Here is a 26,490-nt window from a genome sequence, read left to right on the forward strand (position 1 = left end):
TCGGGAGGCCGTCAAGTTCAAGCTGTCGGTCGCCAGGAAGGCGACGAAATCCAAGCCCGATCAGGCGGTAGTCGACGCGGCCATTCGCGACATGTTCACGCTCATCGAACAGACGATACGGTTCAAGCTCGTCCAGTGGGCGAAAGCCTACGTCGATCTCCTTAAATACGCCCTTGAAGCAGAGGGGCGGCCTGAAATGGTTCCGCTGGTCTACGACTTTTCACTCGCCCTCGAGCTGGGGGTCTCCACGACAACGGGCAGGTCTCTCGTCGAGTTCGGCTTGTCGCGCATCACAGCTTCTGCGATTGCCGGCTTGATTACCGACTCGTCCCTGACACCAGACAAGGTGAAAGCATGGATTCGCTCGCAACCGGAGGAAATGCTGTCACAACTATCCAGCCTCATCGTCGCTGAGCTGCGTGCCAAGGAATTGCTGTCCATGGAGGCGGCGGACGACGCCGTTCCTCCCGTTTGAACAAGAGCTTGGAGCTGCTCGCGCGGGCTATCAGTCTTGAATTTTGACCATCGGGAAGGCCGTGGAAAAATCCCCCAGGAGCAGGGCTCGCCGCCTAACGCTGAGTCCTGGTTCTAGCCGCCTCGGCCTCGAGATCCTCAAGCGTGAATGAGCGCGGCTCATCCGAGTCGGCATCCAGAAAGGCGTCGGTCACAAGGAAGCCTTCACCCAGCTCGTTCAACGAAAGTACCAGGCTGTAACGCTCAATTTCGCCGTCTTCGTACACCGGCACGAAGTAGTCGCGCTCAGGGTGGGCATCCTCATCCCACGGCTCTTCCGAATTCTCGTTGTACGCATCCTCGTTCATCGAGAACTCGGCCCATGGAAAGAGGTGTTCGAGCATGCCTTCAATGCCGGTGCCAGGCATGTAGGTCATCGGCAGCACCTCGGACTCCTCAAAGCATGACAGAGTGACCTGATACCGCGGAAGAGATTTGTTGACCCAGTCGTCGAATTCGACGACGACCTGATCCCCGTCGGCAATGCGCTCCATCCAGCGGCGGTCGACGCGAAGCTTGTTCAACCGCCTGACATACGGCTCAGGCTGAAGAATCTCGGATAGCAGGCGAAGCGTGCGCTCGGGGTCATCAAACGAATGGGCTTTAGGAACAACGACCTTCCATCCCTTCCCCGTGCTCACAGCTGTCTGCTTCGAGATGTGCTGCCAATACATCTGCTGCGTCTCGGGATGAAATAGCACCACGACGACGGGCATAGAGTGCTCCGTCCAGTATCGGATGTGCTTCTCGTCCGAGGGGAACGGTACTGAGTCATCCGTCTCGTTCGAGAAATAGCTCTTTCCAGCTTTGATTTGAAGTGCAATTAGCTCGCCGGTAGGAGCGCCCCCGCGAACTATTTCAACGTGCGCATCAATGCCCCAATCGTGGGTGAACTGTTCGCGGAAGTACCAGCCATTCTTGGCGAAGAACGCAGCCAGCGCAGCTACGCCTTGGCGCTCGGTCAGTCCTGTATCCATGCTGTTGTCTCAGTGTTCGAAGTTCAGCTGCACACGATGGTCGAGTACCGCACAAGCTCGCAGAACATGCAGGCTGGCCTGCACCAGCTTCTCATTGCGGCCGGGCTCCTGTTCGCCGTCTGGCAGGTACTTCCCACCATGGAACAAGTTATTCCTGACGGTGCGAACCATGCGAATTCCCTGCTGCGTCGGCGCTTGCTTGGGGTCGATTTTCTGATCGGCGAAGCCGAGCTGGTCGCCCAGCAGGACATGCTTGCGAGGCGGGGAATGCAGCAAATAGTTCTGGGCCTCGACAACGTCTGCGTCGGCAATCGCCATGAAGGCTGCGTTGACGCTGTTGGCGAAGGCGTCCCAGTTTGGGTCTACGCCTTTGTCGTTGCCGACGGCGAAGCCCCCTACTTTCAGCGCGTACTCCATGCGAGAGAACACTGCCAAGAACTCGACGGCCAGTTCCGGGTCGAAATGGAGATGGCGAAACATGTCTTGCATGGTGCTCCTCAGGTCGGCTTCTTCGGCAGCAGGCTGGCCTCGCTGGTCGACGCCCAATCATCCATTGACCGCGCAATCTCGTGCCAGCGCTCATGGAGGGCGGGCAACGTCTCCGGCAGGCTCCACGGTTGATCCAGGTGCTCCAGGACGTCAAACTGCGGCGTTGCGACCACTGAACCGAAGCCGCCCTCGGCCAGGAGATTCCAGGATACGAGCTGGCACACACGCACGATGATGCCCAGGGCCTCGTCAATATCGTTGTAGGTCGCCACGGGAACGGCCGGTGCGTCGGCGGCGAGGCGCTCAGCATGGGCGACTGTCTTGTCGACCATCGTGCACACCTTCTCGATGGTCGGATGCTTCAGTTGAGCGCGCAGGTTCGCGAGCAGCGACCCGTCGATGCGGTCCAGGGGCTTGCGTGCCCGCGGGTAGCCGCAGACAGCGTCAAAGGCCTCATGCATGCGTGCCGCAGTGTCGAAGGCCTCGGGTCCCGTCGTCGCCAGCCACTGCGAGCTTGGATCGGACTTGTACGTCTCCAGGTGCGCTTTGTAGACTGTCTCGTCGTCGAAGGGTAATCCGTCATGGCAGACGTAGAACTCGCGGGTGAGCAGTTCGGGTCGCCGCTCAATCCGGCCGATGACGTTCCAGACTGAGTCGGCGTTGGGGTGGGTGTCGACCAGACGCCGGATGCCGAGCGTGATGATGTTCGAGTAGCCAGCCGTCATCAGCTCCCACATCGCGCCGTTGACGCTGCGGGTAGGCTCCAGCCGTCGACTCTCGTTAAGGGTGCGGAACACGGCCGTGTGCCAGGTCAGGTTCAGCACCTGGTTCAGCACCGACGTGTCGGCTTCGCCCTGCAGCCGCTCCAGGCAATCGCGCCGGAAAGTCCTGTAGGCTTCGAGGGCAGGCCGCCTTACCGCGGGCACGCTGCACTGATCGACGGGATATTTGTAGTCTGGTAATCGCACGCTTGCATAATAAGGGAGGCCCCTAACCGACTCGCCCCTTCCGCGGCCTCGCAAATTCGTCCAGCTACTTGCCGCGGCGGAACGTAAGACTGTTGGTAAAGAAGGTCTTACCACCATCGGCCTCCCACTTGATTCGTTGGTCACGTTTCGGAGATCGAAAGTGCAGCTCAACTGCTCTGTCAAGGGGGCGACAAACTGCGCAGGTTGGTTTCCTCCACCGAGCTCCGGCGCCCGTTGCATCCAACGTTGAAAGGCCGCTTTGGAGCGCTGACCTCAGCGACTTGAAGGACCGCACCCGCTGCACAGTCGCCCTTCGAAACTCTACGTCGAATCAAGCTACCTGTAGGCGGTAAGCATGTCCGACCATGACAACAGCACGGAGCGCCTTTGCTCTCTTCACTCTGCAATGTCGCGCTCCTAGATCAGCTGGCTTCACATCTGAAGCTCGCGCTCCAGGCGTGCCCTCGCTTCAGCTGCAGTGGAAGGGATAGGCTTGAATCCGTTCTTCGCCATACGCTCCTTGATGGCTGGTCGCTCCAGCACATTGCGCAGTGTTGCATTGAGTTTGTCGATCACCGGTTTGGGCGTGCCAGCCGGAGCGAATGTTGACGTCGGCGACGGCCTTGAACAACTCGGCCGACATGTGGAACGTGCTGCCAGGTCCCGCAGATCCATGGTTCATCTTGCCGGGAGCTGCCTTGGCGGCCGCTACCAACTCCCCGATGCTGACCAGAACCCCTGCCATACTTAAACTGGTGTGGTTGATTTTCCTATCCGTTGTTCACCTGCCCCCTTTTTTGCGACAGCCCTGCATGCCTACCACTTTCACGCCGTCCGCACAGCTGCTGCACCTGCTGCCCGAGGCAGTGGTGCAAACCGATGCGCTGTGGGAGATCACTTACCTGAATCCGGCGTGGACCACGCTCACCGGCCATTCGGTAGAGGCCGCGCTCGGCAGGTCTCTGCTTGAATTTGTGCATCCCGGCGACGTTGGCACCATGCGCTCGGGCATGCCGGTGTTCCGGTTGCGATTTGCCGACACGGACTATCGCTGGGTGCGTCTGAAACTCCACCCGGAGACGGATGCGGCGGAGCGGGTGATCAGCCGCCAGGGTGTCCTGGTCGAGATCACCGAGGTCACCGAGCAGGTGCTGGTGGAGATTCGCCAGCGCTTTTTGCGCTTACTGGAAACCATTGATGGCGTAGTTTGGGAAGCTGAAATCGGCGTGGGCAATACTTTCCTAAGCCCGCAGGTCGAACGGTTGTTCGGTTACTCCGTGGAGGAGTGGCGGTCTGACCCGGGCTTTTGGCGGGCGCATGTGCATCCCGATGATCTGGCGCAGGCCGTGCTTATCGATGATGCCGCCTACAACGCCACGCACAGCTATGCCTACGAGATGAGTTATCGGCTGATTGCAAAGTCCGGCAAGGTCGTGTGGGTGCGCGATCTGTGCCGCGCAGTGGTCGAGCCGGGGCGGCCGAACCGCATGATCGGCCTGATGATCGACGTCACCCAGCAGAAGAACACCGAGCTCGAGTTGTTGCGCTCCGAAAACCGCTACTCGCTGGCGAGCCGCGGATCCAATGACGGCATTTGGTACTGGGACTTGCGAACGGACGCCCTGCATGTGTCCGGGCGCTTTCACCAGATCGTCGGGCTGGGTAGCGGCGATCATGTGCACGACGGTGGCTGGAGCTTTCTGGAGCAGCTCATCGATCCTGAAGATCGCGTGCGCGTGCAGGCGGCCTACCGCAGGCACCTGTCGGGGAACAGCCCGAACTTTTCGGTGGATTTCCGCGCGTTCCACGCGGCTGGACGGCTGGTGTGGGTCAATTGGCGCGGGCTCGCCGAGTTTGAAGACGGCGTTGCGGTGCGCATGGCGGGCTCGTTGAGCGATCTGGCTGACCGTGGCAGTTCCTACGATGCGCTGACCAGCTTGCCCGGCCGGCCGTTGTTCCGCGATCGCCTCGCGAATCTCATGGCGCTGCAACAGAACGAGGCTGCGAACGGTGATGGCGTGCCAACACGCGATGGAGCCACAATGTTCACCGTGCTGCTTCTGGATCTCAACGGGTTCAAGGCCGTCAATGACAACTACGGGCATCATGTGGGCGACCGGCTGTTGCAGCAGGTGGCGCGGCGGCTCGAATCCTGCGTGCGGGCGGTTGATCTGGTCGCCCGCATGAGTGGCGACGAGTTCAATGTGCTGTTGGAGTCCATTGATCCCGCTGAAGCCAGCAACCGCGCCCAACAGATCGCCGCCGCCCTCGCAACGCCTTACGTGGTCGGCGAACACACCGTGATCAGTGGCGCGAGTATTGGACTGGTCAGCAGTGCATCCATGCTGGCGACGGTGGACGACTACCTGCGTGCCGCAGACACCGCAATGTACCAGGCCAAAAGCCAGTCATTGGGCGTGTGCGTGTTTCAACCTACCTGTCGCTCCAGCTCCTGAATGTCAGTTCATGGTGCCGAAAGCGATCCGACGGCGCCTATCTGACAACCGGCAGCAATCGCTGCATGCAGGTCATACGCCCCCCGCATCGATTTTCACCAAAACCATCATCCAGCCAACGGCCATCACGGAACAAGCATCCGCCGTTCGCTCCATTTGTAACAACAACCTCTCAATCCCCGCCCAGGCAGACAATCCAACTTGCACACCCCCAGGCACACCAAGTGCCCTCCCCTCGTGGCAGCCCAAGCGGCCCACCCCCACCCAGGAGAAGCCCCCATGATCAGCAAAAACACGATCTGTCTCTGGTACACCGACGACGCGCTGGAAGCCGCGACCTTCTATGCCGCGACGTTTCCGGACAGCAGGGTGGGTGCGGTCCACCGAGCGCCGGGCGACTATCCCTCGGGGCAGGAGGGCAATATCCTGACGGTCGAGTTCACAGTGATGGGCATTCCCTGCCTGGGCCTCAACGGAGGGCCGGCGTTCAAACACAGCGAGGCATTTTCGTTCCAGGTGGCGACGGACGACCAGGCCGAGACGGACCGCCTGTGGGATGCGATCATCGGCAACGGCGGGCAGGCCAGCGAATGCGGCTGGTGCAAGGACAAGTGGGGCCTGTCGTGGCAGATCACGCCGCGCGCGCTGACAGCCGCCTACACCGATCCGGACCGGGCGGCGGCCAAGCGGGCGTTCGAGGCGATGATGACCATGGGCAAGATCGACATCGCGGCGATCGAGGCGGCCCGACGCGGCTGACGCATCCCGTGTCCACGCTGGGTTGGGCCCCTTCCCAATCTGCCAGCGCATGGTCCGGCGCGGCATAGACTCGCTGGATGAATCCTTCGCAACCGATTTCCACCGGCGCGGCACGCTTGCGCCAGCAACACGATTACCTGCGCCTGCTGGGCACGCGCGTGACCGGTGGCGCCGCCAACCAGATGCTGATGGTGGCGCTGGGCTGGCAGATGTACGACCTGACCGGGAGCGCCTGGGAACTGGGCCTGGTGGGCCTGGCCCAGTTCCTGCCGGCGCTGCTGCTGACGCTGCCGGCTGGCCACCTGGTGGACCAGCACGACCGGCGCCTGCTGCTGGCGGGCAGCCTGGGCCTGCAATGGGTGGTCGCGGTCAGCTTGGCGCTGTCCAGCGCCCAGGGTTGGATAGGCCCGAACATGATCCTGCTGCTGTCCATCCTGCTGGGCATGGCACGCGCGTTGCAAATGCCCGCGCAGCAGGCCCTGATGCCCACGCTGGTGCCTCCGGAGCTGCTGCCCCGCGCGGTGGCCGCCGCGAGTTCGACCATGCAGGCCGCGGTGATCGCCGGCCCGGCCCTGGGCGGCGCGCTCTACGCCCTGGGGCCCTGGGTGTCCGGCCAATTCGCGGGCGCTGACCACGGTGCCCAGGCCAGCGCGCACTGGGGCGCGGCGGTGGTCTATGGCGTCTCGCTGCTGCTGCTGATCCTGGCGATCTACGGCGTGCTGAGCATCCGGCATCGGCCCGTGCAGAGCCCGCGCGCCGCGCCTGGCCTGGCGCAGCTGACGGCCGGCATCCGCTTCATCTGGAACCGTCCGGTGGTGCTGGGTGCGATTTCACTGGACCTGTTTGCCGTGCTGCTGGGTGGCGCCACCGCCTTGCTGCCCATCTTTGCGCGCGACATCCTGCACACCGGCCCCGAAGGCCTGGGCCTGCTGCGCTCGGCGCCAGCACTGGGCGCGGTGGTGGTGGGGCTGTACCTGTCGCGCATGCCGATCGCCCGGCGTGCCGGGCGTTGGCTGCTGGGAGCGGTGGCGGTGTTCGGGCTGTCGATGATCGGCTTCGCGCTGACCACCTCCTTCTGGGTCGCTTTCACGGTGCTGGCCATCGGCGGCGCGGCCGACATGTTCAGCGTCGTCATCCGCCAGTCGCTGGTCCAGCTCGAAACACCGGACGAGATGCGGGGCCGCGTGGGCGCGGTGAACTCGGTCTTCATCGGTGCCAGCAACCAACTGGGGGAGTTCGAGTCGGGTGCGACGGCGGCCTTGCTGGGCCCGGTGGGCTCGGTGTTGCTGGGTGGGGTCGGCACGCTGGTGGTGGTGGCCCTGTGGTTCCGGCTGTTTCCGGCACTCGCGCAACGCGACCGGCTGCAGCCGGATGCACCGCCACACCGGGCACAGGGATAGCGGTTTCCTTGGTCTGTGCACCAGGCTCGGTGCGCTTGCTGGTGTCGATAGGCGGATGGAAATCAACGCCGAGCGAGTGCAGCCTGCTCCGAAAGATGCATGCCCAGATTCAAGATGACCGGTTCAAACAACGACATAGAGGTCGGCATCAACCGCCTCAATGGCGCAACTCTCTTGCCACATCCTTCAACGTCTCTCTCACCCAAGAAATCGCCGGGTCCAAGGTTTGGTAGCGATGCCACTGAACAGCGGTGACGACCGGACTGATCTTGATCGGACAGCGCACCAGTCGAATGGGCCATTGGGACCGCATGGACATGGCGAGACGGGTCTGCACGGTCGCCACACGCTGGGTGTTCTCAAGAAAAGCAGGCACCATGGAAAACGTAGGCGCCCGAATTTCCACGCGCCGACGGATCCCTTGCTCCTCAATGGCAATTTGATCCAAAGTCGTCACACGACCATGGCCCAACACCACCGCCACATGTCCCAGTGACTGAAATTGGGCCAAACTCAACCGATCCTTCACCGTTTGGTGACCTGTCCACACCAGGCACGAGAAGTCGTCCTGATAAAGAACCTCGCTGGGATGGCGATCGGAGACGCCAGAAGCCAGCGACACAACGATGTCCACGTCACCCTGGTCGAGCTCGCCGCTGATGTAGCCGCTGATGGATCGAACGTCAAAGCGCAAACCAGGCGCTTCATGCGCTGCCCGGCGGAACAAGGGCGCGAGAAACACCGACTGCACGTAATCCGAGCCGACGATGGTGATCTCCCGTTCGATCTTCGATGCATCCAGTTCGGGGCGCCGTCGGGTCAGCGCCCGGACTTGCAACAGCAAATCACGAACAGGTTCGGCCAGCGATTCAGCGAACGGCGTAAGGACCAGGTTTCGTCCATGGGGAATCATGAGGGGATCCCCGAAATAGTCGCGGAACTTGGCAAGGGCCGCGCTCACGGCCGGTTGGCTCAGGTGCACCACGACAGCTGCGCGACTGACGCTTCGCGTCAGCAGCAAGGCATCCAGCAGCGCCAGTTGATTCAGGTCCAGTTTATTGATTCGCACGATCCGGGTCTTCGACAACCTATCCACCCGATGGATAGGTTCTATCAACAGTAATCATTTCCGCAGAACCACGCAAGCTGGCACAGTCGCACCCCAAGGTCGGCACCCGAGCGACACAGGAGACAACCATGAGCCACAGCATGCCATCGGGCAGCGAGTACCTGCCGCACTTCGCCACGGAAGGCCCGTCTGACGACGCCAAGGCGCACGCATTTCGCCAGCGCATGCAAGACATGTTCTCGGTTGGCCTCAACGTGAAAAGCCTGGAGGCTCGTCCCTTGGCTGCGCAGATGATGGCCTATCGCGGGCGTAAACTTCGTTTTGCCGCCTTGCGCTTTTCGCCGCATTCGACCGTTTCATCCCCAGCGCCAGCCGGGAAAGAGACCCGCTTGTTGGTGTCCCTGCACAAAAAGGGACCCGCCGTTGTCTCCCAGGGAGGACGAGAAAACCGAATTGAGACGGGTGATCTTTTCGTGATCGACCCTTCCCGCCCGTTCTACATCGAGACAGGGGAAATCGAGACCCACTCGCTTTACGTCAACGCCACCGAGCTGCGTCACCTGGTCCCTGAACTGGACGTGGCCACCGCCCGCGCGATCCGTTGTGACAGCGGTGTTGGCGCACTGTTTCGCTCAACCGTTGACGAGGTGTTCACCATGGCACCCTCATTGACCGAAGACGTGGCCGACGAAATTGCAGACGCCCTGCTGCATCTGCTGGCCCCTGTGGTGCGCTCCAGCGTCCAGGCCACCGAACACTGTCCGAACCGCCTGGCGTCCATGCACCGCCAACGCATCGTTCGCTTCGTCCGGGAAAACCTGAGCGACAGCAACCTCGACGCCAACATGATCGCCAGCGGGGTCAACCTGTCTCCCAGGCATGTCTATCAGTTGTTCGACGATGCACAGAAACCCTTGATGCGGTGGGTGTGGGCCGAACGGATGGCACGTTGTCGGCGGGATCTAGAACAACCAAGCCTGAGAACCAAAACCATTGGCGAGATCGCTTTCCAGTGGGGTTTCAGCAACGTCTCGCATTTCAGCAGAGCATTCAAAGCCGAATTCGGCATGACCCCACGCGAGCTGCGCAAGAACGCCGGCATCCACACCACCGAATCGATCGAATTGCGCTGATCTGACGTCATCGCAACGCTGGCGTACCTCCGCCGCCACCCCGCGCGCCCGCGGGTTGGCACCCAGTCGACCCGCGGAATCCCAGGATCAAGTGGCGCTGCCGCGCCACCGCAGGACATGGTTTTCCGCCGTTTGAATGACGGTGGAGGTGATGAAGCCAATCACGCCCAGCAACACCACGCCAGCGTACAAATCGGGGGTCTTGAAAGACCGCTGTGCCAGCAGTATGTTCTGACCAATGCCGGTGAGCGACGCCTGCATTTCAGTGACCACCGCCAGGATCAGGGCCACCGCCAACCCCACGCGCGCACCAGCCAAAATGCCCGGCATTGCACTGGGCAAGTCGATCTTCATGAAGCGGGACCAGGCCGACATCCTCATCACCGCCGATACCTCGCGCAAGCGTTCATCCACCGCGCCAAAACCCTGCACGCTGGCCAACAGCACTGGCCAGATGGAACCGAACGCAATCACGGCAAGCGACATCGTGGAAGACAGACCGAACGCAAGAATGGCGATGGGGATGATCGCGGAGGCCGGCAGCGGTCGCATGAACTCCAACAGGGGATCCAGCAGCCGACGCGCGAGCAGGGAACCCGCAATCAGCGCGCCCAGAAGTACCCCGAGCACCGAAGCCAGCAGCCATCCCCACACCATGCGTTCCACCGTCGCCAGCAAGGGCTCCCACAGCCGACCGTCGGCAGCCTGCTGCCACAGTGCCCCCAAGGTGCGCCCAGGTGACGGAAAGAACAGCGGTGAAATCCATTGCAGGGTTGCAAGCAGCTGCCACAAGCCGACCAGCGCCAACGCAAAGCCCACGGCTGCGACACGTTCCTGGAAATGGGACCGTTTCATCATGTATTTCCTTCCGTCGATCCGAGGCGAACGCCCGGCAAACGCTGTATGCCTGCCAGGGACAGGGCGCTGATGGCCCACCCCAGAAAGCCCACCCACAACAAATGGGCGTACATCTGGTCGAAGCGCAAGGCCTGTTGAGCCGACATCATTTCGTGCCCCAAGCCGCGGGGATTGATCACGATCTCCACGGTGATTGAAACAATCAGGGCAATGGCCAATGCCAATCTGAGCCCCACCACCATGCCGCTCAAGGCAGCAGGCAGGACAATTTTGGTGGTCCTTTGCCACGCGTTCAACTGCAACGCCCGACTGACCTCCAGCAAGCGTGGCTCTATGCCCTTGACGCTGGAGATCGTGATCAGCAACACGGGCCACAAGCAGGCAAATGCCACCACCGTTACCTGCATGGTCGCGCCAAACCCAAAGATCATGAGCGACAGCGGAATCAATGCCACCGAGGGAATCGGGCGCAGGGCATCGATCGTGGGCGCCACGATGCGCTCCACCTTGGGTGCCAAACCCAGGCCAATGCCCACGGTCATCCCGATGACACAGGCGGTCAACAAGCCCGCCAGGGCCGCTTCCAGGGTCTGGAAGGTTGCACGAACCACGCTGCCGTCGCCGAGGCCGCTCACGAAAGCACGCACGACATCGGTTGGCCGGGACAGGGACTCCAATCGCCACGCGTCCACGTACCACCAACCTTCCCACGCCAAGAGCAAGGCGGCGGGGATGATGGCCCCCAACACATAGCGCTTCATGTCAATGGCCCTCCAGCAGTCCGTGGAGGTGATGGCGGTGCGCGAGGAAACGTGGATGCTCGCGCGTGGTGAGCTGCGAGCGGGGCCGCTCTATACCGACATCCACCGCCTCCAGAATACGGCCAGGGTTGGCACCCAACACAATCACCCGGTCACCCAAGTAAATCGCCTCTTCCAGATCGTGGGTGATGAACACCACGGTCGTCCCATGTTCGGCCGCAAGCTTCGCCACCTCGTCCTGTAGGTGCTGACGGGTGATGGCATCCAGCGCGCCAAAAGGCTCATCCATGAGCAACAAACGCGGCTTTTGAGCCAGACAGCGCGCGATCTGGACCCGTTGTTGCATGCCTCCCGACAGTTGGTTCGGATAACGGTCTCGGGCCTGTGTGAGTCCCGTGGTCTGCAAGAGGATCTCGATACGGGCCTCACGCTCATTAGCGGGAACACCACATGCCTCCATCGCCAGTGCGACGTTGGACGACACCGTGCGCCATGGCAAGAGCGCGCGACCATAGTCCTGGAACACGATGGCACGCTCCAGCGAAGGCCCATGAATCGTTTCGCCATGAAAATGCACTTCACCCGTGGTGGGTGAGGCAAGGCCGGCCAGCAACCGCAACAAGGTGGTCTTGCCACAACCGGAGGGCCCCACCAGACACAAAAATTCTCCCGGTCGCACAGCAAAGCTCATGCGGTCGATCACGACTCGGGGACCAAATGACATGGTGACATCGTGCAACGCGAGCGCGGGTGGTTCGAGCGACGCCGGGGATGTGGTCGTCGAATTGAAGTGAGGATTGGGAGACAACATGACGTATGAAGATCGGAGTGAAGCTGCGGGTTCGTTCAACGCAGGATGTGTGACACGGCACGGCTGGCCATGACACGCACCAGATTCGCACGGTAGGCCGCCGTCGCCTGCAGGTCGGTGTTGAAGTCGCTGTCGTCAATGTGCACCTCCCTGACTGCGTCTGGGCTGAAGCTGCGGGTGAGCGCCTCCTCCAACGGAACACAACGGAAGGCGCAGGCGGCCGCGCCGGTCACCGCCACGCGCACGCTGCCATCGAAGTCGGCCACGAACACACCGACCAAGGCAAAACGGGAGGCCGGGTGCTTGAATTTCATATAGGCGGCCCGGCTCGGACGCCTGAACTCGATCGAACGGATCAGCTCACCCGGCTCCAAGGCTGTGGTGAACAAGCCGAGCAGGAAGTCGTCCGCGCCCATGCGACGGCGGTCCGTGACCACCGCGCCATCCAGTGCGAGCAAGGCGCTTGGCCAGTCGGCTGCTGGATCGTTGTTCGCCAGCGAGCCACCCACCGTGCCCTGGTGTCTGACCATCGGATCGCCAATGCCGCCCGCCAATGTGGTCAGCGCTGGAATTGCACGTCGGACCTCGTCGGACGCCGCGACCTCCGCATGGGTGGTCATGGCACCAACGATCAGGTGTGTCGACTCGAAGGAACGGATGCCGCTCAGATCCGGAATCCGCCCCAGATCCACCAGGGCATCCGGTTGGGCCAAACGCATCTTGAGCGAGGCAAGCAAGGTTTGGCCACCAGCCAGATAACGTGCGTCGGCAAACCCCTCGAAGGCCCGCCTTGCGTCGTCCGTGGAGCGGGCGCTATGGTATTCAAACGCGTACATGCTTGCCCTCCTCACGCACTGGCACGTTGGGCACACATCCGCACGGCCTTGACGATGTTCTCGTAGCCCGTGCAGCGACAGAGGTTGCCCTCCAATCCGTGGCGGACGGCGGCATCGTTCGCCTGGGGATCGCGACGCAACAAATCGATGGCACTCATCACCATGCCTGGCGTGCAGTAGCCACACTGCAGGCCATGGCATTCACGGAAGGCCTGCTGCATGGGGTGAAGGGTCCCATCGGGGGCCGCCAAGCCCTCGATGGTTGCCACCGACCGGCCATTCGCCTGCAATGCCAATAGGTTGCAGGACTTGACCGCCTTGCCATCCAGATGGACGGTGCACGCACCGCATTGGGCGGTGTCACAGCCTCGGTGGGTTCCGGTCAGACCAGCGGTTTCCCGGATGAAGTCCGACAGCAGCGTCCGTGTTTCCACATCGCCCCGAACCGGTTTCCCATTGATCGTGATATCGACTTGCATGGTGTCCTCCAGCATCGTCATCAACGGACCAGCATCTGGCTGACATCGACCGGCTTGCTCAGGTAGCCCACTTCGCGGGCATAACGAACATAGGTTTCCAGATCGGCGTTGCTCACAGGAAGCGAATACGGAAGCAGCACCGGCGTACTGAATCCCAGGTACTTCAGTTCGATGGCACGGGCTTCCTCGTTGTTGGTCTTGATGAAGTCGATGGCCTCGGCCAGGGATTCACGGAACGCCGTCACAGCACGGGGGTTGGCAAGCGCCCACTCGCGCTGCCCCACCCACACGCCACCCAGCACATCGGGATTGACCTCGGCAACGTAATCAGCGAGACGAAAACCGGTGTTGTCGGCCACGATCCGAGAGCGGAAGGGCTCCAGCACGGCCACGGCGTCCAGCGTTCCACCCTTGAGCAAGTCCCGCATCTGGGGAAATGGTGCCTCCACGATGTTGACGCGGGCCAGGTTGACACCTTTGTCCAGCAGCCACTTGCGGAACAGCACATCCGCGATGCTGCGCAAGCCAGGCACGCCCACACGCTTGCCTTCGAGATCCTTGGCGCTGGTCGCCGTCAGGCCCTGGCGCACCACCACGCTGAAGATGGCCGGGTTCTTCACAAACCGGGTGCCACCCGCCACGCCCACCAACGGCAGACCAGCGTCGGCGGCGTCGATCAGCACTGTGGGCGTGCTCACACCCAAGTGCAAACTGCCCGACAGGATGGCCGAAGGCACATTGGAGATGATGGCCACCTTCGTCAAGGTGACGTCGAGGTTGCGCTTGTCAAAAAGGCCCTTGTCCTTGGCCACCAAGGCGGGCAACCAGTCGCCCGCCGGGACATAGCCCACGTTGAGCTTGGTGGTTTGCGCTGAAACGCCGATCGCGCCCAAGGTCACCGCCAGCGCGGCAAAGAGTCGAATAAGAGGCTTGAACATGAATGTCTCCTTATGTGGGGATCAAAGGGAAAGGGATCACCAGGCGGTGTGCCCGCCATCGGCGGAAAGAACAGAGCCGGTCAGGAACACACTGTCGTCACTGACCAGGAACAGGACCGTCGCGGCAATTTCGTCAGGCGTCGCAAAGCGGGGAATCAACTGGCGCCCGGTCAGCTTGCCCAGCAGCGATTCACGCTGGTCGGCCGACACGCTCGCCAACAAGCCTTGGGACATCGGGGTGTCGATGCCACCGGGACAGACCGCGTTGCAGCGCACTTCGGGCGCGAGCTCGACCGCGACGGCGCGCGTCATGCCAAGTACGGCGGCCTTGGACGCGCAATACACGCTCATCAGCGGCAGGCCGCCCTGGGCGCCAACTGAGGCCACATTGACGATGGCTCCACCCGATGCCCGCAGTGGAGGCGCCATCGCCTGGATGGCCAGCAATTGCGCCAGACAGTTCACGTGCATGACGTGGTCAAATCGGTCCAGATCAACGTCATCGATGGTGCCGGCCCCCAGGGTGCCCGCCACGTTGCACAACCCGTGGATGGCACCAAAGGACGCCAACGCGAGATCCCGCAATTGGCTGTGGGTCTGCGATTGTGTGATGTCACCCGTCAGCGCCACCACGCGAGCCCCCAGCCCATCGGCCTCATCGCGGACAGCAAGCAAGCCGGTCTCGTCGATGTCGGTCAAGGCGAGTGCTGCGCCCTCTCGGGCAAACGCCAAAGCGGTCGCACGCCCCAGGCCGCTGGCTGCTCCGGTGATGACCACGGTCTTGTGCTGCAGACGCGGCATGTCAGTGCGCCTTGTTGGCGGCATGGATGGCGTTCCACACCTTCAGAGGCGTGGCAGGCATGTCCAGGTGGTGAATACCCAAGGGACGCAACGCGTCCAGCACAGCGTTCATCACAGCGGCCGGTGCCCCGATGGTGCCGCCCTCGCCCACCGCCTTCACGCCGATGGGATTGGTCGTACACGAAAATTCAGCCATCTTCACGTTGAAAGCGGGCAGGTCGTCGGCGCGTGGCATGCCGTAGTCCATGAAGCTGCCACTCAACAACTGACCGGATTCGCGGTCGTACACCACGTGTTCGAGCAAAGCCTGTCCAATGCCTTGCGCCACACCCCCGTGGATCTGCCCTTCGCAGACCATGGGGTTGAGCGCTCGCCCGACATCGTCCACCGCGCTGTAGCGGTCGACGCGAACAACCCCTGTTTCGGGATCGATCTCAACCTCGCACAGATGGCAGCCGTTTGGGAAGTTGGGCGGATCGGTATTCCACGTGCCTGTCGCTTCAAGCCCGACGCCGAACTGGGAAAGCGGCCCCGCCTTGATGAAGCAGGCCTTCGCAACCTCAACAAACGGAATCTGCCGACCTCCGCCATCAACAAGGTAATGGCCGCCTTCGTAGCGCACGGCGTGCGCTTCGCACTGCAAGAGAAATGCAGCCAACGGCTTCGCTTTCGCGACCAACTGGTCACATGCCAGACGCAAGGCACTGCCACCGATCATGGACGAACGCGCCGCGTAGGTGCCACGCCCAAAGCTCACCTTGTCCGTGTCCCCTTGCACGTAACGGATGGAACCCACCGGAAGTCCCAGCCACTCGGACACCAGCTGAGAGAACACCGTGGCGTGACTTTGGCCGTGGGAATGTGTGCCGGCCAAGATGGTGGCCCCTCCGCTCGGGTCGAACCGCACGGTCATCTGATCGTTGAAAACACCGCCTTGCTCGATGAAGAAGCCGATCCCTCGGCCACGCAACAGCCCCGCGCTTACCGAGGCCTCTCGCCGGGATGCATAGCCACGGGCGTCGGACAGTTCGAGACACTGGTCAAGCAGGTTGGGAAAGTCACCGCTGTCGTACACAAATCCGGTCTGGGTGGCATAGGGCAACTGATCCGGTTGGATGAAATTGCGCCGGCGGATCTCAACTGCGTCAAGCCCCAACTCGAACGCCGCCTGGTCCAGCAGCCGCTCGCACACATAGGTGGCTTCAGGCCGACCGGCGCCTCGGTACGGACCAGTGGGTGAGGTGTTCGTGAAGATCCCAACGTTGACGCCATGAAACGCGGGCACGTCGTACACACCCGGAACGAATCGCATGGCGAATGTCAATGGCGCCACCGCGGCAGACACCACATAGGCGCCAAAGGCGTGCATGGAGCGGACCCGAATACCAAGAATCTTGCCATCCGCGCGCAAGGCCATCTCGGCGGACACACGTTGATCCCGCCCGTGGTTGTCGGTGGCCAAGCTTTCGCCACGCGTGGGAACCCATTTCACCGGCCGTCCGCAGCGTCGTGCAGCCCACAGCACCAGACCGTCCTCCGGGTATGCATCGGCCTTCATGCCGAACCCCCCACCCACATCGGGTGAAATGACCCGCAGTGCCGTCTCGGGAACGTGCAGGACTTGGGTGGCCAGCATCTGGCGCGCACCGTGTGGATTCTGAGAACTGGTGTACAGCAGGTACGTGCCCTCGGCCTCGTCGTAGGCGCCAATGGCTCCCCGAGGCTCGATGGAGTTGGCACTCAGCCGGTTGTTTTCAATCTGCAACGAAGTGATGTGGACGGCCTGGTCGAAAGCTGCGTCTGTCGCCTGCTCGTTGCCAAACATCACCATGCAGCACCTGTTGCCAGGAGCGCCCTCCCACAACTGGGGGGCACCGTCTTTGACGGCATCCTCCAGTGAGGTCACAGAAGGCAAGGCTTCGTACTCCACTTCGATGAGTTCGAGCGCATCGCGCGCTTGCGCGGCCGTTTGCGCCACCACGAAGGCCACCCGGTCGCCGACACATCGGACCCGATCGGAAACCAGCAGGGGGCGAGACGTGCGATACCCCTTGGATCCGCCCATGTCCTCGGGCATGAAAAGAGGAGGCATGCCGCCCAACCGATCGGTCTCCAGATCCTGTCCCGTCAAAACGGCGACCACCCCAGGGGCGACGACGGCCGCCTCGGTCCGAATGGACACGACACGGGCGTGGGCATAGGGCGACAGCAGCGGTACACCATGCAACATGCCAGGCAACACGATGTCGTCGACATAGCGGCCACGTCCGGTCAGGAACTTGTGGTCTTCGACCCGCAACATCGAGGTACCGATCCGGGCGATGTCGGGTACTTGCACCGTGGCGTTCATTTCAAAGTCTCCATGGTCGTTTTGATGTGCGCGAGCGGAACGCTCAGCGCAGCTTGCAGGAACGCCCCCACGATCTCTGTGAACTGGATCGGTGCCTGGACATTGCCCAGGTGTCCGGTGCCATCCAGCAGTCGCAGTTGGGCGTTGGGCAATTGCTCAGCCAGCTGTCGGGCCACCGCCGGGGGCACCGCTGCATCGGCATGACCAGCCAACACCAGGGTAGGAGCCGTGATGGTGTGCAGGCGGTCCAAGTGGTCCAGTCCCTGTATCGCACGTATCGCCGAGATGTAGCCGCCAGGTTGGGTCGCGTGGATCATGCCAGCCACCCAGGCCAACGTCAGTGGCGACTGCTCGGCGAATTCACGGGGAAACCAGCGTTGCAACGTGGACTGGCTCAATACCTCCATGTCGCGGGACTCAAACTGGGCGATGCGTTGATTCCAGATCTCCTGCACGGCCGCATCGGTCCGAGCACCTGCGTGCGCAATCACCAGGGCCTGGACCCGCGCGCCGTGACGCAGCGCCAACGCCTGTGCCACCATGCCGCCCAGTGAAAGTCCCACGACGGCTGCCTGCTCAATCCCCAGACCATCCAGCACAGACAGCACCTCGTCGGCCAAGTCGTTCAGCGTAAACCCGTCGGACCACTCCGGACTGGCGCCATGCCCGGGCAGGTCCACGCTGATGACCCGAAACATCTGGCACCACACCCGACGCTGCGACGCCCAGAGTTCGCTGTGGGTGGCGAGCGAATGCAACAACACCAGCGCAGGAGCCTGTGCATCGCCGTCTTGGCGGAAATGGAGTGCAGGACGCTTCATGCGACGCCTCTCGAAACCCAGCGCCCAAGGCCGATGCCGGTGTACCAGTTGGCAACGCCTTTGTAGTAGATCGGCTCGAACCTGGCGCCGAAGGATTGGGCCGCGCCATGGGCCACCAGCCAGGTGCGAATTTCCTCCGCACCATTTCCCGCCTCGTTGACGTGATCGGTGGCGTAACGCACCAGGGCTTCGTCATCTCCGCCCAGCAACCGGAGAAATTCGCGGTCGAAGTCCTCGTTGAGCAAACCCATGCGTGGCGTGGCGATGTCATGGCTGATGCCCCCGGTGGCCAACACAGACACCCGCGCACATCCCTCGTAACTGGCCAAAGCCTGGCCCAGGAACCGACCCCACTGCAATGCACGCGACATCGGCGGCAGCGGCGGCTGCACGCAATTGACGAGCACGGGCACGACCGCGACGTCGGCGGTGATGTCCGCCAAGTGCAGCGGCGTCAGCACACCGTGATCCAGTGTCAGGTCCATGGAAAACGAGGGATCGAAGCCGTTCTGGAGAGCCTCGCCCAGCAGGTGCGCACCGAGCTGCGAGTCACCGCGAAGCGTCTGCTTCCTGACCTTGAGCCAGTGCTCGACGGGCGTGGGGTAGTTCGCGGCCGCGCCGATACAGAACGCCGGAAAGTTGTTCATGAAGAAGTTGTGCACGTGGTCGTCGGAAATGACGATCAACGCGTCGGGCCGTGCGTCCAGGATCTCCTGCCCGACGGTGCGGTAGGCGGCAAAAATGTCCTCGCGATCAGTTGCTGGAACTGCGTCCGCAAAATTGATCATCACCGGCGTGTGGCTGGTGGCATGCACGGAAACGATCTCAGCCATGGGTGGCGTCCTTGCTGTTGGGTTCGGCAACGGCGCGCAACGACTCCAGGAAGGTCTTCTCTGAAATGTGAAGTCCCAGGCAGTGCGCGCGCAAAAGATAGGGGTTGACGCCTGCGAGGTACATCGCGCCGATGTCGTTGTCGCGAATGGCCGCCTTGAGCTCAGGCGACAACGGTGTCCCCAGCATGTAGGCATCGGGATCGGCCTTGTAACGTTCCAGGTGGCTCGCCTGATGGTGCACGTCGAACAAAATGCGATTCATCCAGTACGCCTGTGGCGTGGGCATGTCTTGACGCCAGTTCCTGCTCATGACCTCACCCCCGCACCTGACACTTGCCGCACCAGCCATTCAACGATGGTGGGTAGCGTTGCCGGCGTCAGGCCCATGTGCCCGCCGGGGAACATGCGCACCGTCTTGGGCGAACCGTGATCAAGCAACAGGTGGATGTCGGCAACTGGACATTGCTTGTCCTCCCGACCATTGACCAGCAGCAGCGGGGCGCTGCGTTGATCTAGCAAACCCTGATCCAGCAGCGACAGGCGCTTGAAGGCAGCCAAGTACTCGCCGTCATCGCTGGCGCCCAGCATCATGCAGCGCGTCTCGACCAGCTCCATGAGATAGCTGTCCGGGTAACGCGACGCGGAAATCCATTCGGGTTGGAACATGTGGTGGGCACCGCCGCCCCAGTTGACTGCGCCGGCGATGCGATCGGGAACCATGTGGGCAAGCTTGGTGGCCCAATAGCCGCCGAACGAACGCCCCAGCAAGCCAACACGTTCAGCCCGCCAATCGGTGCGCGCCTGAACCCAGTCCATGACCGTCAGGAACTGCCGTTCGGCATCGGGCACGCCTCGCACCGGCGACTCACCCGTTCCAGCGTTGTCGATGGCCACCGTGGCCACTCCATGCCGCAACAGGGCGTCACTGGCGGCTGTCATCTGCTCCTTGCAAGCATCGACACCGCCCCACATGATGACCACCGGCGGCTTGTCTAAACCTTGCGGTCGACGCACCAAGGCCACGACCTCATGCCCTTCGTCGGCGCGCCAGTCAAAAGGAATCGCAACCCGTTCGATAGGCGCCTGCCAGTAGCGGCTTTGGGCCAGATAGGTTTCCCGTTCGGCTTGGGCACAGCGGAGTTTCGCGGGGTGGTTGGGGCAGGGAAAACGACCCATGAAGTACAAACCCGATGCCTTTTGGTAGAGCTTTTCCGCCTGTGCGGGATGGCCTTGGCTTGCGGCCTCGTCGGCCGCGAGACGGACCTCATCGCCGAGGCGCCCCCAATAGCCGCCCCAGGCCTCACCATCCAGCCCTGGCACGCCATCGATGAGCGCGGGGCCTTCCTCCAGGCTCAACGCATTCATGGGATGAAAGCGCGCCGCGAGACGTTGATTCATCCACGCCTTGGCCTCCGCCAGGTTCTTGGGGCGCTCCGTCAACGGCGCATCCAGCACTGCATTTGTCAAGAAAACCTCCAGTTTGTTGATGGGGTGGCGCAGTCCCAAACAAGCTGGGCCACCCCGCATTGATGACTGAAGGGATGCTAGGTATTTGGTGTGTTTGACGTTGTTCCAGATCGGCGGTCGAACTTGCTCAGGAATGCAACCCTGGCTGGGGTTTTCCCTAGATGCCTATGTGCTCCGTGTGCGAATCAGTCGAGCGCGAGCAGCCGGCCAAAAGACGGTCGATGCAACCCAAACAGGAGCGACTTGACTCCATGTGCACTCAATGTTTTCCGTCAAAGCAAAAGCATGCCTCGGCCATTGACGCACCCGAAGCCCTTGCGCCTAATCCGCCGCCAGAAGGAGACATCACCTTGTCTGGACCACAGCACAACACATCGGAAACAGCCCTCCATCCATCAACACGAAATCCGGTCGTGTTGTGTGTGGCCCCCAATGGGGCGCGTCGGACCCCAACCGACCACCCTGCTCTCCCGCTGACGGGTCCCGAGATTGCCCGAGAGGCATCGCGCTGCATGGAAGCAGGCGCATCGGTCATCCACTTGCACGTTCGGGATCGCAGCGGCGCGCACACGCTCGATGTCGATCAGTACAAGGACGTGATCACGCAGGTGAAGTCGGCCGTGCGCGACCACATGGTGATCCAGGTCACCACAGAAGCGGTGGGTCGATACCAGCCGCAAGAGCAAATGGCGGTGGTCAGGACACTTCGCCCCACGGCCGCCTCGGTGGCTTTGCGCGAGTTGGTGCCAGACGAAACCCATCTATCGCAAGCCAGCGCATTCTTCGTCTGGGCCGCCACCCACGGGGTGGCGTTGCAGTTCATCGTCTACAGCCCGGATGAGGCGGTTGAGCTGCAAGCGCTGGCTCGCCGAGGCGCACTGGGATGCGACTCTCCCAACACGCTGTTCGTGCTGGGGCGATACACGGCGGGACAACGTTCACAAGCCACAGACCTCTTGCCGTTCCTCGCTGATTGGCCGTCGACAGCCTCTTGGTCTGTTTGCGCATTTGGTCCCACGGAGGCGCAATGTGCAACCGCGGCGATAGGACTCGGTGGCCACGCGCGCGTGGGCTTTGAAAACAATCTCTTCGACGCCAGTGGATCGCTGGCCGATCACAACGCCCAACTGGTGTCCAACGTGGCCGACGTTTCCCGGCGCAGTGGTCGGGGCGTGGCCACGGCAGACCAAGCCAGATCGATTTTTGGCGTCACACAGGCATAAGCCTCCCGCCCCTTCATTCCTTAGCAAAGGTTTTTTCCATGATTCAACGAGCACTTGTGGTCGGCGGCGGCGTCGGAGGCATGTCAACCGCAATCACCTTACGCAAACTTGGCATCTCCGTTGACCTCATCGACCTCGACCCGCAGTGGCGTGTCTACGGCGCGGGGATCACCATCACCGGCGCCACACTGCGCGCATTCAAAGCACTGGGCATTCTTGACGCGGTGGCGGAACGTGCCTACACGGGTGACGGCATTCAGGTCTGCGACGTGAATGGCAACCCGTTGCATCTGGTGCCAACCCCTGCCGCCGTTGGCGAGGACACCCCGGGATGTGGCGGAATCATGCGCCCCATCCTGCACAAGATCCTGTCGGACGAAACCCTCAAATTGGGCACCCAGGTGCGACTCGGGCTCACGGTGGACGGGATCAATTCAGACGCCGAAGGCGTTGACGTTCGATTTTCTGATGGATCAACGGGTCGCTACGACCTGCTGGTAGGTGCCGATGGCGTCTTCTCCCGAGTTCGCACCCTGCTGTTTCCCGATGCCCCCCGCCCTCGGTACACCGGCCAATGCGTCTGGCGGATCGTCGCGCCACGGCCTGCATCCATCACACGTCGGCATTTCTTTCTGGGTGGACCGGCCAAAGTGGGCTTGACGCCGGTTTCAGACGACGAGATGTACATGTTCTATCTGGAGACCACCGAAAAAAGAACACCGCTGCCAGATGAACAATTGCCGCAGGAACTTCGCCGTTTGATGTCCGGCTATGGCGGCATCCTCGCTGAGCTGCGCGACAACCTGGGACCACAGTCCCGCGTTGTATTGCGACCGTTGGAAGGTTTTCTGCTCCCTCGGCCCTGGCAAAAAGGCAAAGCGATTCTGATCGGAGACGCTGCGCATCCCACCACGCCCCAGCTTGCCTCGGGGGCAGGCTTGGCTGTTGAAGACGCACTGGTCCTGGGTGAAGAACTCGCTCACGGCATTTCAGTTGACGAGACCCTTGTGCGCTTCATGGACAGGCGTTACGAGCGATGCCGGTTGGTGGTGGAGAACTCGCTGGAGATCGGACGGCGGGAGCAGGAATGTGCACCGGCCGAGGTTCAAACCCGCATCGTTCAGGAATCGCTTCAAGTCCTCGCTCAACCCATTTGACAACTTTCAACGGAATATCACCCGCCATGCAACTCGCCAGCCAACAAGTCTTGTCCGTGTCTCGGCAACACGCCTGGGACGCACTCAACAACGTCGACATCCTGCAACGATCCATTCCAGGGTGCAGCTCGCTGGTCGAGATGGCTCCTCAGCACTACGAAATCCTCATCACGGCGGCAGTCGGTCCTGTGAAGGCGAAGTTCAAAGGGAAACTCAGCCTTTCTGACTTGAACCCGCCGCAGTCCTACCGCATCGACTTCGAAGGGCAAGGGGGCGCTGCAGGACATGGCAAAGGATCGGCCACCGTTCGGCTTGAACCCACTTCTGCGCAGCGATGCGTCTTGTTCTATGAGGCCACCGCATCGGTCGGTGGAAAAATCGCTCAAATCGGGCAACGCCTGGTCGACATGGCGGCGCAGAAAATGGCCAGTGAGTTTTTCAACAACTTTGAAGCGCAGTTGGCCACGACGTATCCAACTGAAGACGAAAAACCGGTCACAACGGTGGCGCCTGATGCCAGTGTCTGGACCCGTCTATGGCGCTGGGTACATCGCGTTTTTGCCGGGAAAGCCGCTGAAACGAAGGACGCGTGACCTCAATGGAAAGGGCCTGGCACATCTTCCGAAAGCCAGCAACGGCGATGTGAGGGGAACACCGTTTGATGCGAAACGCGCTTGGGGTCATCAAAACGATGGAGAACAACTGAACGCGCCCACAAGGTTCGCGTTGTCCCAGCGCAGCCCTGGTGCACCAGGGTGCAACAAGATGGTGGGACCACACTGACCTGACCACGGATGGCACCGCGTGGCCTTCACCGCTGCCTCGCGACAAAGGCCTTGCAGCCAGACATCGTTGCTGGCACGCGCCGGAGCGCGGCGAAATGTCTTTGCGCAGACAGTCATGGGGCACCTGTCTGCCTAGGATGCGGCCACTGCCCTTCAGCGCCGCCCACCATGAACCGACTCGAGCCCACGCCCGCCCTGCCCGCCGCCACCCTGCAACAGGCCGTCGATTGGGCGGTGGTGTCGCGCCGAAGCATCCGCGCCTTTCTGCCCACGCCCGTCAGCCGAGACGAGGTGTTTGCCATCCTGGATGTCGCGCGCCACACCGCCTCGGGCGTGAACACACAGCCCTGGCGGGTGCGTGTGTTGTCTGGCGCCTCCAAGGAGCGTTTGAGCGCTGCCATCCTGGCCGCGAACGACAACCCCGCACTGGCCGGGGACCTGCGGGAACCCTACACCTACTACCCGGAGCAATGGGTGTCGCCTTACATCGACCGCCGCCGCAAGGTGGGGTGGGATCTGTACGGACTGCTCGGCATCGCCAAGGAAGACAAACCCGGCATGCACGCCCAGCACGGGCGCAACTACCGTTTTTTTGACGCCCCGATCGGACTCATCTTCACCCTGGACCGCGTGATGCAGGCGGGCAGCCTGATCGACTACGGGATGTTTCTGCAAAGCATCATGGTGGCGGCCCGGGCCCGGTCGCTGGACACCTGCCCACAGGTCGCCTTCACGAAATTCCACCAGATCATCGCCACGGAACTGTCCATTCCCGACACCGAGATGGTGGTGTGTGGCATGAGCCTGGGGCACGCGGATCCAAGCCGCGTTGAAAACACCCTGGTCACCGAGCGCGAGCCGGTGGACGCGTTCGCCAGCTTTCTTGACTGAATCCAAGGAGACTTCCAGATGAACCACAGTCCTTACGCCCAGGGCCTCGATCGCACACCCGCCAACTTCCTGCCGCTGACCCCGCTGGGGTTTCTGGACCGTGCCGCGCTGGTCCATCCGAACCGGACCGCGCTGGTGCACGGCACCCAACGTCAAACCTGGCAACAGACGCGCGATCGCTGCCATCGCCTGGCCTCGGCGCTGGTGCGGCGGGGCATTGAACGGGGCGATACCGTCTCGGTCCTGGCGCCCAACACGCCGGCCATGCTGGAGGCGCACTTCGGGGTGCCACTGGCAGGCGCCGTCCTCAACGCCATCAATTGCCGCCTGGATGCCGAAGGCATCGCCTTCATCCTGCGCCACGGTGAATCGCGGGTGCTGCTGGTGGACCGTGAGTTCGCGGCGCTGGCGTCGCAAGCCGTCGCCGCGCTGGAACACCGGCCCCTGGTGATACGGATCGACGATGCGTTGGCGCCCGACACGCCTTCCGAGGCCGCCGCCCTCGTCTACGACGCGCCGGACTACGAGCAGCTGCTGGCCGAAGGGGACGCGGACTTCGAAGGGGTCTGGCCGCTGGACGAATGGGAGCCGATCGCGCTGAACTACACCTCGGGCACCACCGGCGACCCCAAGGGCGTGGTTCCCAGCCACCGTGGCACCTACCTCATGAGCCTGCTTCAGCTGACCGACTGGGCCGTGCCCAAGGCACCGGTCTATCTCTGGACCCTGCCCATGTTCCACGCCAACGGCTGGTGTTTCACCTGGGCGATCACGGCGGCCGCGGGCACACACGTGTGCCTGCGCAAGGTCAGCGCGCCCGCGATCCTGGATGCCATCACGCACCAGGGCGTCGACCACTTCTGTGCCGCGCCCACCGTGCTGGCGATGCTGGCCAGCCACCCGGCCGCCGACCCCACACCCTTGCCCCGCCAGGTGCGGGTGCTGACGGCGGGGTCCCCGCCACCGGCCGCGATTCTGCAGTCGATAGCCGCCATGGGCTTCGATGTGGACCATGTCTACGGCATCACCGAAGTCTCCGGCACGCCGGTCAGCTGCGTGCGCCAGCCCGAATGGGACGCCCTGGAGGACACAGACCGCGCACGGCTGCAGGCGCGCCAGGGTGTGCGCGCGGCGGCGCTGGAGCAGCTGCTTGTGCTGGACCCCCGGACATTGGAGCCCGTCCCCCGGGACGGCGCGACCACCGGTGAGATCATGATCCGGGGCAACACGGTCATGAAGGGCTACCTGAAGAACACCAGCGCCACCGCCAAGGCGTTCGAGGGCGGCTGGTTCCACACCGGTGATGTGGCCGTTGTCCACCCGGACGGGTATGTCCAGATCACGGACCGGTCCAAGGACGTGATCATCTCGGGCGGCGAGAACATCTCCTCGGTCGAAGTGGAGGACGTGCTGCACCGGCACCCATCGGTCCTGCTGGCGGCCGTGGTCGCGCAGCCCGACGAACGCTGGGGCGAGGTGCCCTGCGCCTTCATCGAGCTCAAGGCCGATGCCGAGGCCGTCACGGAGGCCGGGCTGCTGGCCTTCTGCCGCGACAGGTTGGCGCACTTCAAGTGCCCGCGCCGCGTGGTGTTCGGCGCCCTGCCGAAAACCGCCACCGGCAAAATCCAGAAGTTCCGCCTGCGCGAACTGGCGGGCAGCCGCGATGCCATCACGCGCCTGGCGGCCGTGCCCGAAGCCACCTGATCGCGCCGTCG

General features: G+C 62.5%; 27 protein-coding genes. 10 read left to right on the forward strand and 17 right to left on the reverse strand.

Features of this window, described 5'->3' with window-relative positions; genetic code table 11:
* On the forward strand, window positions 1-475 hold a 475-nt coding region (locus tag AAHB17_RS12160; protein ID WP_342130851.1), incomplete at its 5' end, for a hypothetical protein.
* Window positions 476-569: 94 nt separating this feature from the next.
* Here AAHB17_RS12160 and AAHB17_RS12165 read toward each other — a convergent pair.
* From AAHB17_RS12165 to AAHB17_RS12180, 4 genes are all read right to left on the reverse strand, one after another.
* Complete coding sequence (locus tag AAHB17_RS12165) at window positions 570-1,490, reverse strand: DUF4365 domain-containing protein (protein WP_342130852.1); 921 nt, start codon at window positions 1,488-1,490, stop codon at window positions 570-572.
* Window positions 1,491-1,499: 9 nt separating this feature from the next.
* Window positions 1,500-1,979, reverse strand: coding sequence for a hypothetical protein (locus AAHB17_RS12170; protein ID WP_342130853.1), 480 nt, complete (start codon window positions 1,977-1,979; stop codon window positions 1,500-1,502).
* Window positions 1,980-1,987: 8 nt separating this feature from the next.
* Complete coding sequence (locus AAHB17_RS12175; RefSeq protein WP_342130854.1) at window positions 1,988-2,947, reverse strand: hypothetical protein; 960 nt, start codon at window positions 2,945-2,947, stop codon at window positions 1,988-1,990.
* A 432-nt stretch (window positions 2,948-3,379) separates the two neighbouring features.
* A complete protein-coding gene (locus tag AAHB17_RS12180; protein WP_342130855.1) occupies window positions 3,380-3,523 on the reverse strand; it encodes a hypothetical protein in 144 nt (47 codons plus the stop codon).
* A gap of 47 nt (window positions 3,524-3,570) precedes the next feature.
* On the opposite strand from AAHB17_RS12180, the gene AAHB17_RS12185 reads away from it, so the two are divergent.
* From AAHB17_RS12185 to AAHB17_RS12195, 3 genes are all read left to right on the forward strand, one after another.
* Window positions 3,571-5,403 (forward strand): PAS domain-containing protein, encoded by a 1,833-nt coding sequence (locus tag AAHB17_RS12185; RefSeq protein ID WP_342130856.1) that lies wholly within the window; start codon window positions 3,571-3,573, stop codon window positions 5,401-5,403.
* Window positions 5,404-5,682: 279 nt separating this feature from the next.
* Entirely contained in the window at window positions 5,683-6,162 is a 480-nt protein-coding gene (locus AAHB17_RS12190; protein ID WP_342130857.1) for a VOC family protein, read from the forward strand.
* A 77-nt stretch (window positions 6,163-6,239) separates the two neighbouring features.
* The gene (locus tag AAHB17_RS12195; protein ID WP_342130858.1) at window positions 6,240-7,562 is read left to right on the forward strand and encodes an MFS transporter; all 1,323 of its coding nucleotides are present in this window, start codon (window positions 6,240-6,242) and stop codon (window positions 7,560-7,562) included.
* Window positions 7,563-7,719: 157 nt separating this feature from the next.
* Here the strand turns inward: AAHB17_RS12195 and AAHB17_RS12200 are convergent, their stop codons facing one another.
* Window positions 7,720-8,631: a LysR family transcriptional regulator gene (locus AAHB17_RS12200; RefSeq protein WP_342130859.1), complete on the reverse strand. Its 912-nt coding sequence runs from the start codon at window positions 8,629-8,631 to the stop codon at window positions 7,720-7,722.
* A 128-nt stretch (window positions 8,632-8,759) separates the two neighbouring features.
* On the opposite strand from AAHB17_RS12200, the gene AAHB17_RS12205 reads away from it, so the two are divergent.
* On the forward strand, window positions 8,760-9,764 hold the full coding sequence (locus AAHB17_RS12205; RefSeq protein WP_342130860.1) for a helix-turn-helix domain-containing protein: 1,005 nt from the start codon (window positions 8,760-8,762) through the stop codon (window positions 9,762-9,764).
* 87 nt (window positions 9,765-9,851) lie between these two features.
* On the opposite strand, the gene AAHB17_RS12210 is transcribed toward AAHB17_RS12205, so the two are convergent.
* Genes AAHB17_RS12210 through AAHB17_RS12265 form a run of 12 tightly spaced genes read right to left on the reverse strand, consistent with a single transcriptional unit; the run spans window position 9,852 to window position 20,719 of the window.
* A complete protein-coding gene (locus tag AAHB17_RS12210) occupies window positions 9,852-10,622 on the reverse strand; it encodes an ABC transporter permease (RefSeq protein WP_342130861.1) in 771 nt (256 codons plus the stop codon).
* Window positions 10,619-11,383 carry an ABC transporter permease gene (locus AAHB17_RS12215; protein WP_342130862.1) on the reverse strand — a complete coding sequence of 255 codons (765 nt, stop codon included), beginning with the start codon at window positions 11,381-11,383 and terminating at the stop codon, window positions 10,619-10,621. Before AAHB17_RS12215 ends, AAHB17_RS12210 begins: the two co-directional genes overlap by 4 nt.
* Window position 11,384: 1 nt before the next feature.
* Entirely contained in the window at window positions 11,385-12,194 is an 810-nt protein-coding gene (locus AAHB17_RS12220; RefSeq protein WP_342130863.1) for an ABC transporter ATP-binding protein, read from the reverse strand.
* Window positions 12,195-12,229: 35 nt separating this feature from the next.
* The gene (locus AAHB17_RS12225) at window positions 12,230-13,030 is read right to left on the reverse strand and encodes an FAD binding domain-containing protein (RefSeq protein ID WP_342130864.1); all 801 of its coding nucleotides are present in this window, start codon (window positions 13,028-13,030) and stop codon (window positions 12,230-12,232) included.
* 11 nt (window positions 13,031-13,041) lie between these two features.
* The gene (locus tag AAHB17_RS12230) at window positions 13,042-13,509 is read right to left on the reverse strand and encodes a (2Fe-2S)-binding protein (RefSeq protein WP_342130865.1); all 468 of its coding nucleotides are present in this window, start codon (window positions 13,507-13,509) and stop codon (window positions 13,042-13,044) included.
* Between the two features lie 20 nt (window positions 13,510-13,529).
* Window positions 13,530-14,447 carry an ABC transporter substrate-binding protein gene (locus AAHB17_RS12235; RefSeq protein ID WP_342130866.1) on the reverse strand — a complete coding sequence of 306 codons (918 nt, stop codon included), beginning with the start codon at window positions 14,445-14,447 and terminating at the stop codon, window positions 13,530-13,532.
* 36 nt (window positions 14,448-14,483) lie between these two features.
* Entirely contained in the window at window positions 14,484-15,248 is a 765-nt protein-coding gene (locus AAHB17_RS12240; RefSeq protein ID WP_342130867.1) for an SDR family NAD(P)-dependent oxidoreductase, read from the reverse strand.
* 1 nt (window position 15,249) lies between these two features.
* Window positions 15,250-17,598, reverse strand: coding sequence for a xanthine dehydrogenase family protein molybdopterin-binding subunit (locus AAHB17_RS12245; protein WP_342130868.1), 2,349 nt, complete (start codon window positions 17,596-17,598; stop codon window positions 15,250-15,252).
* A complete protein-coding gene (locus AAHB17_RS12250) occupies window positions 17,595-18,419 on the reverse strand; it encodes an alpha/beta fold hydrolase (protein ID WP_342130869.1) in 825 nt (274 codons plus the stop codon). Before AAHB17_RS12250 ends, AAHB17_RS12245 begins: the two co-directional genes overlap by 4 nt.
* On the reverse strand, window positions 18,416-19,252 hold the full coding sequence (locus AAHB17_RS12255) for a DODA-type extradiol aromatic ring-opening family dioxygenase (RefSeq protein WP_342130870.1): 837 nt from the start codon (window positions 19,250-19,252) through the stop codon (window positions 18,416-18,418). Before AAHB17_RS12255 ends, AAHB17_RS12250 begins: the two co-directional genes overlap by 4 nt.
* Window positions 19,245-19,538: a subunit of meta cleavage enzyme gene (locus tag AAHB17_RS12260; protein ID WP_342130871.1), complete on the reverse strand. Its 294-nt coding sequence runs from the start codon at window positions 19,536-19,538 to the stop codon at window positions 19,245-19,247. Before AAHB17_RS12260 ends, AAHB17_RS12255 begins: the two co-directional genes overlap by 8 nt.
* Window positions 19,539-19,558: 20 nt before the next feature.
* Entirely contained in the window at window positions 19,559-20,719 is a 1,161-nt protein-coding gene (locus tag AAHB17_RS12265; RefSeq protein ID WP_342130872.1) for an alpha/beta hydrolase family protein, read from the reverse strand.
* A gap of 413 nt (window positions 20,720-21,132) precedes the next feature.
* Between AAHB17_RS12265 and AAHB17_RS12270 the strand changes: the two genes are divergently transcribed.
* The 5 genes from AAHB17_RS12270 (at window position 21,133) to AAHB17_RS12290 (ending at window position 26,479) form a co-directional block, all read left to right on the forward strand.
* Complete coding sequence (locus AAHB17_RS12270) at window positions 21,133-21,942, forward strand: 3-keto-5-aminohexanoate cleavage protein (RefSeq protein WP_446719594.1); 810 nt, start codon at window positions 21,133-21,135, stop codon at window positions 21,940-21,942.
* A gap of 38 nt (window positions 21,943-21,980) precedes the next feature.
* Window positions 21,981-23,099 carry an FAD-dependent oxidoreductase gene (locus tag AAHB17_RS12275; RefSeq protein WP_342130873.1) on the forward strand — a complete coding sequence of 373 codons (1,119 nt, stop codon included), beginning with the start codon at window positions 21,981-21,983 and terminating at the stop codon, window positions 23,097-23,099.
* Window positions 23,100-23,125: 26 nt separating this feature from the next.
* Window positions 23,126-23,692, forward strand: coding sequence for a CoxG family protein (locus tag AAHB17_RS12280; protein WP_342130874.1), 567 nt, complete (start codon window positions 23,126-23,128; stop codon window positions 23,690-23,692).
* Between the two features lie 360 nt (window positions 23,693-24,052).
* Window positions 24,053-24,775, forward strand: coding sequence for a nitroreductase (locus AAHB17_RS12285; protein WP_342130875.1), 723 nt, complete (start codon window positions 24,053-24,055; stop codon window positions 24,773-24,775).
* Between the two features lie 18 nt (window positions 24,776-24,793).
* Window positions 24,794-26,479, forward strand: coding sequence for an AMP-binding protein (locus tag AAHB17_RS12290; RefSeq protein WP_342130876.1), 1,686 nt, complete (start codon window positions 24,794-24,796; stop codon window positions 26,477-26,479).
* Window positions 26,480-26,490 lie beyond the last annotated feature (11 nt).

The organism is Hydrogenophaga sp. OTU3427 (assembly GCF_038440225.1).
Taxonomy (GTDB): Bacteria; Pseudomonadota; Gammaproteobacteria; order Burkholderiales; family Burkholderiaceae_C; genus Hydrogenophaga.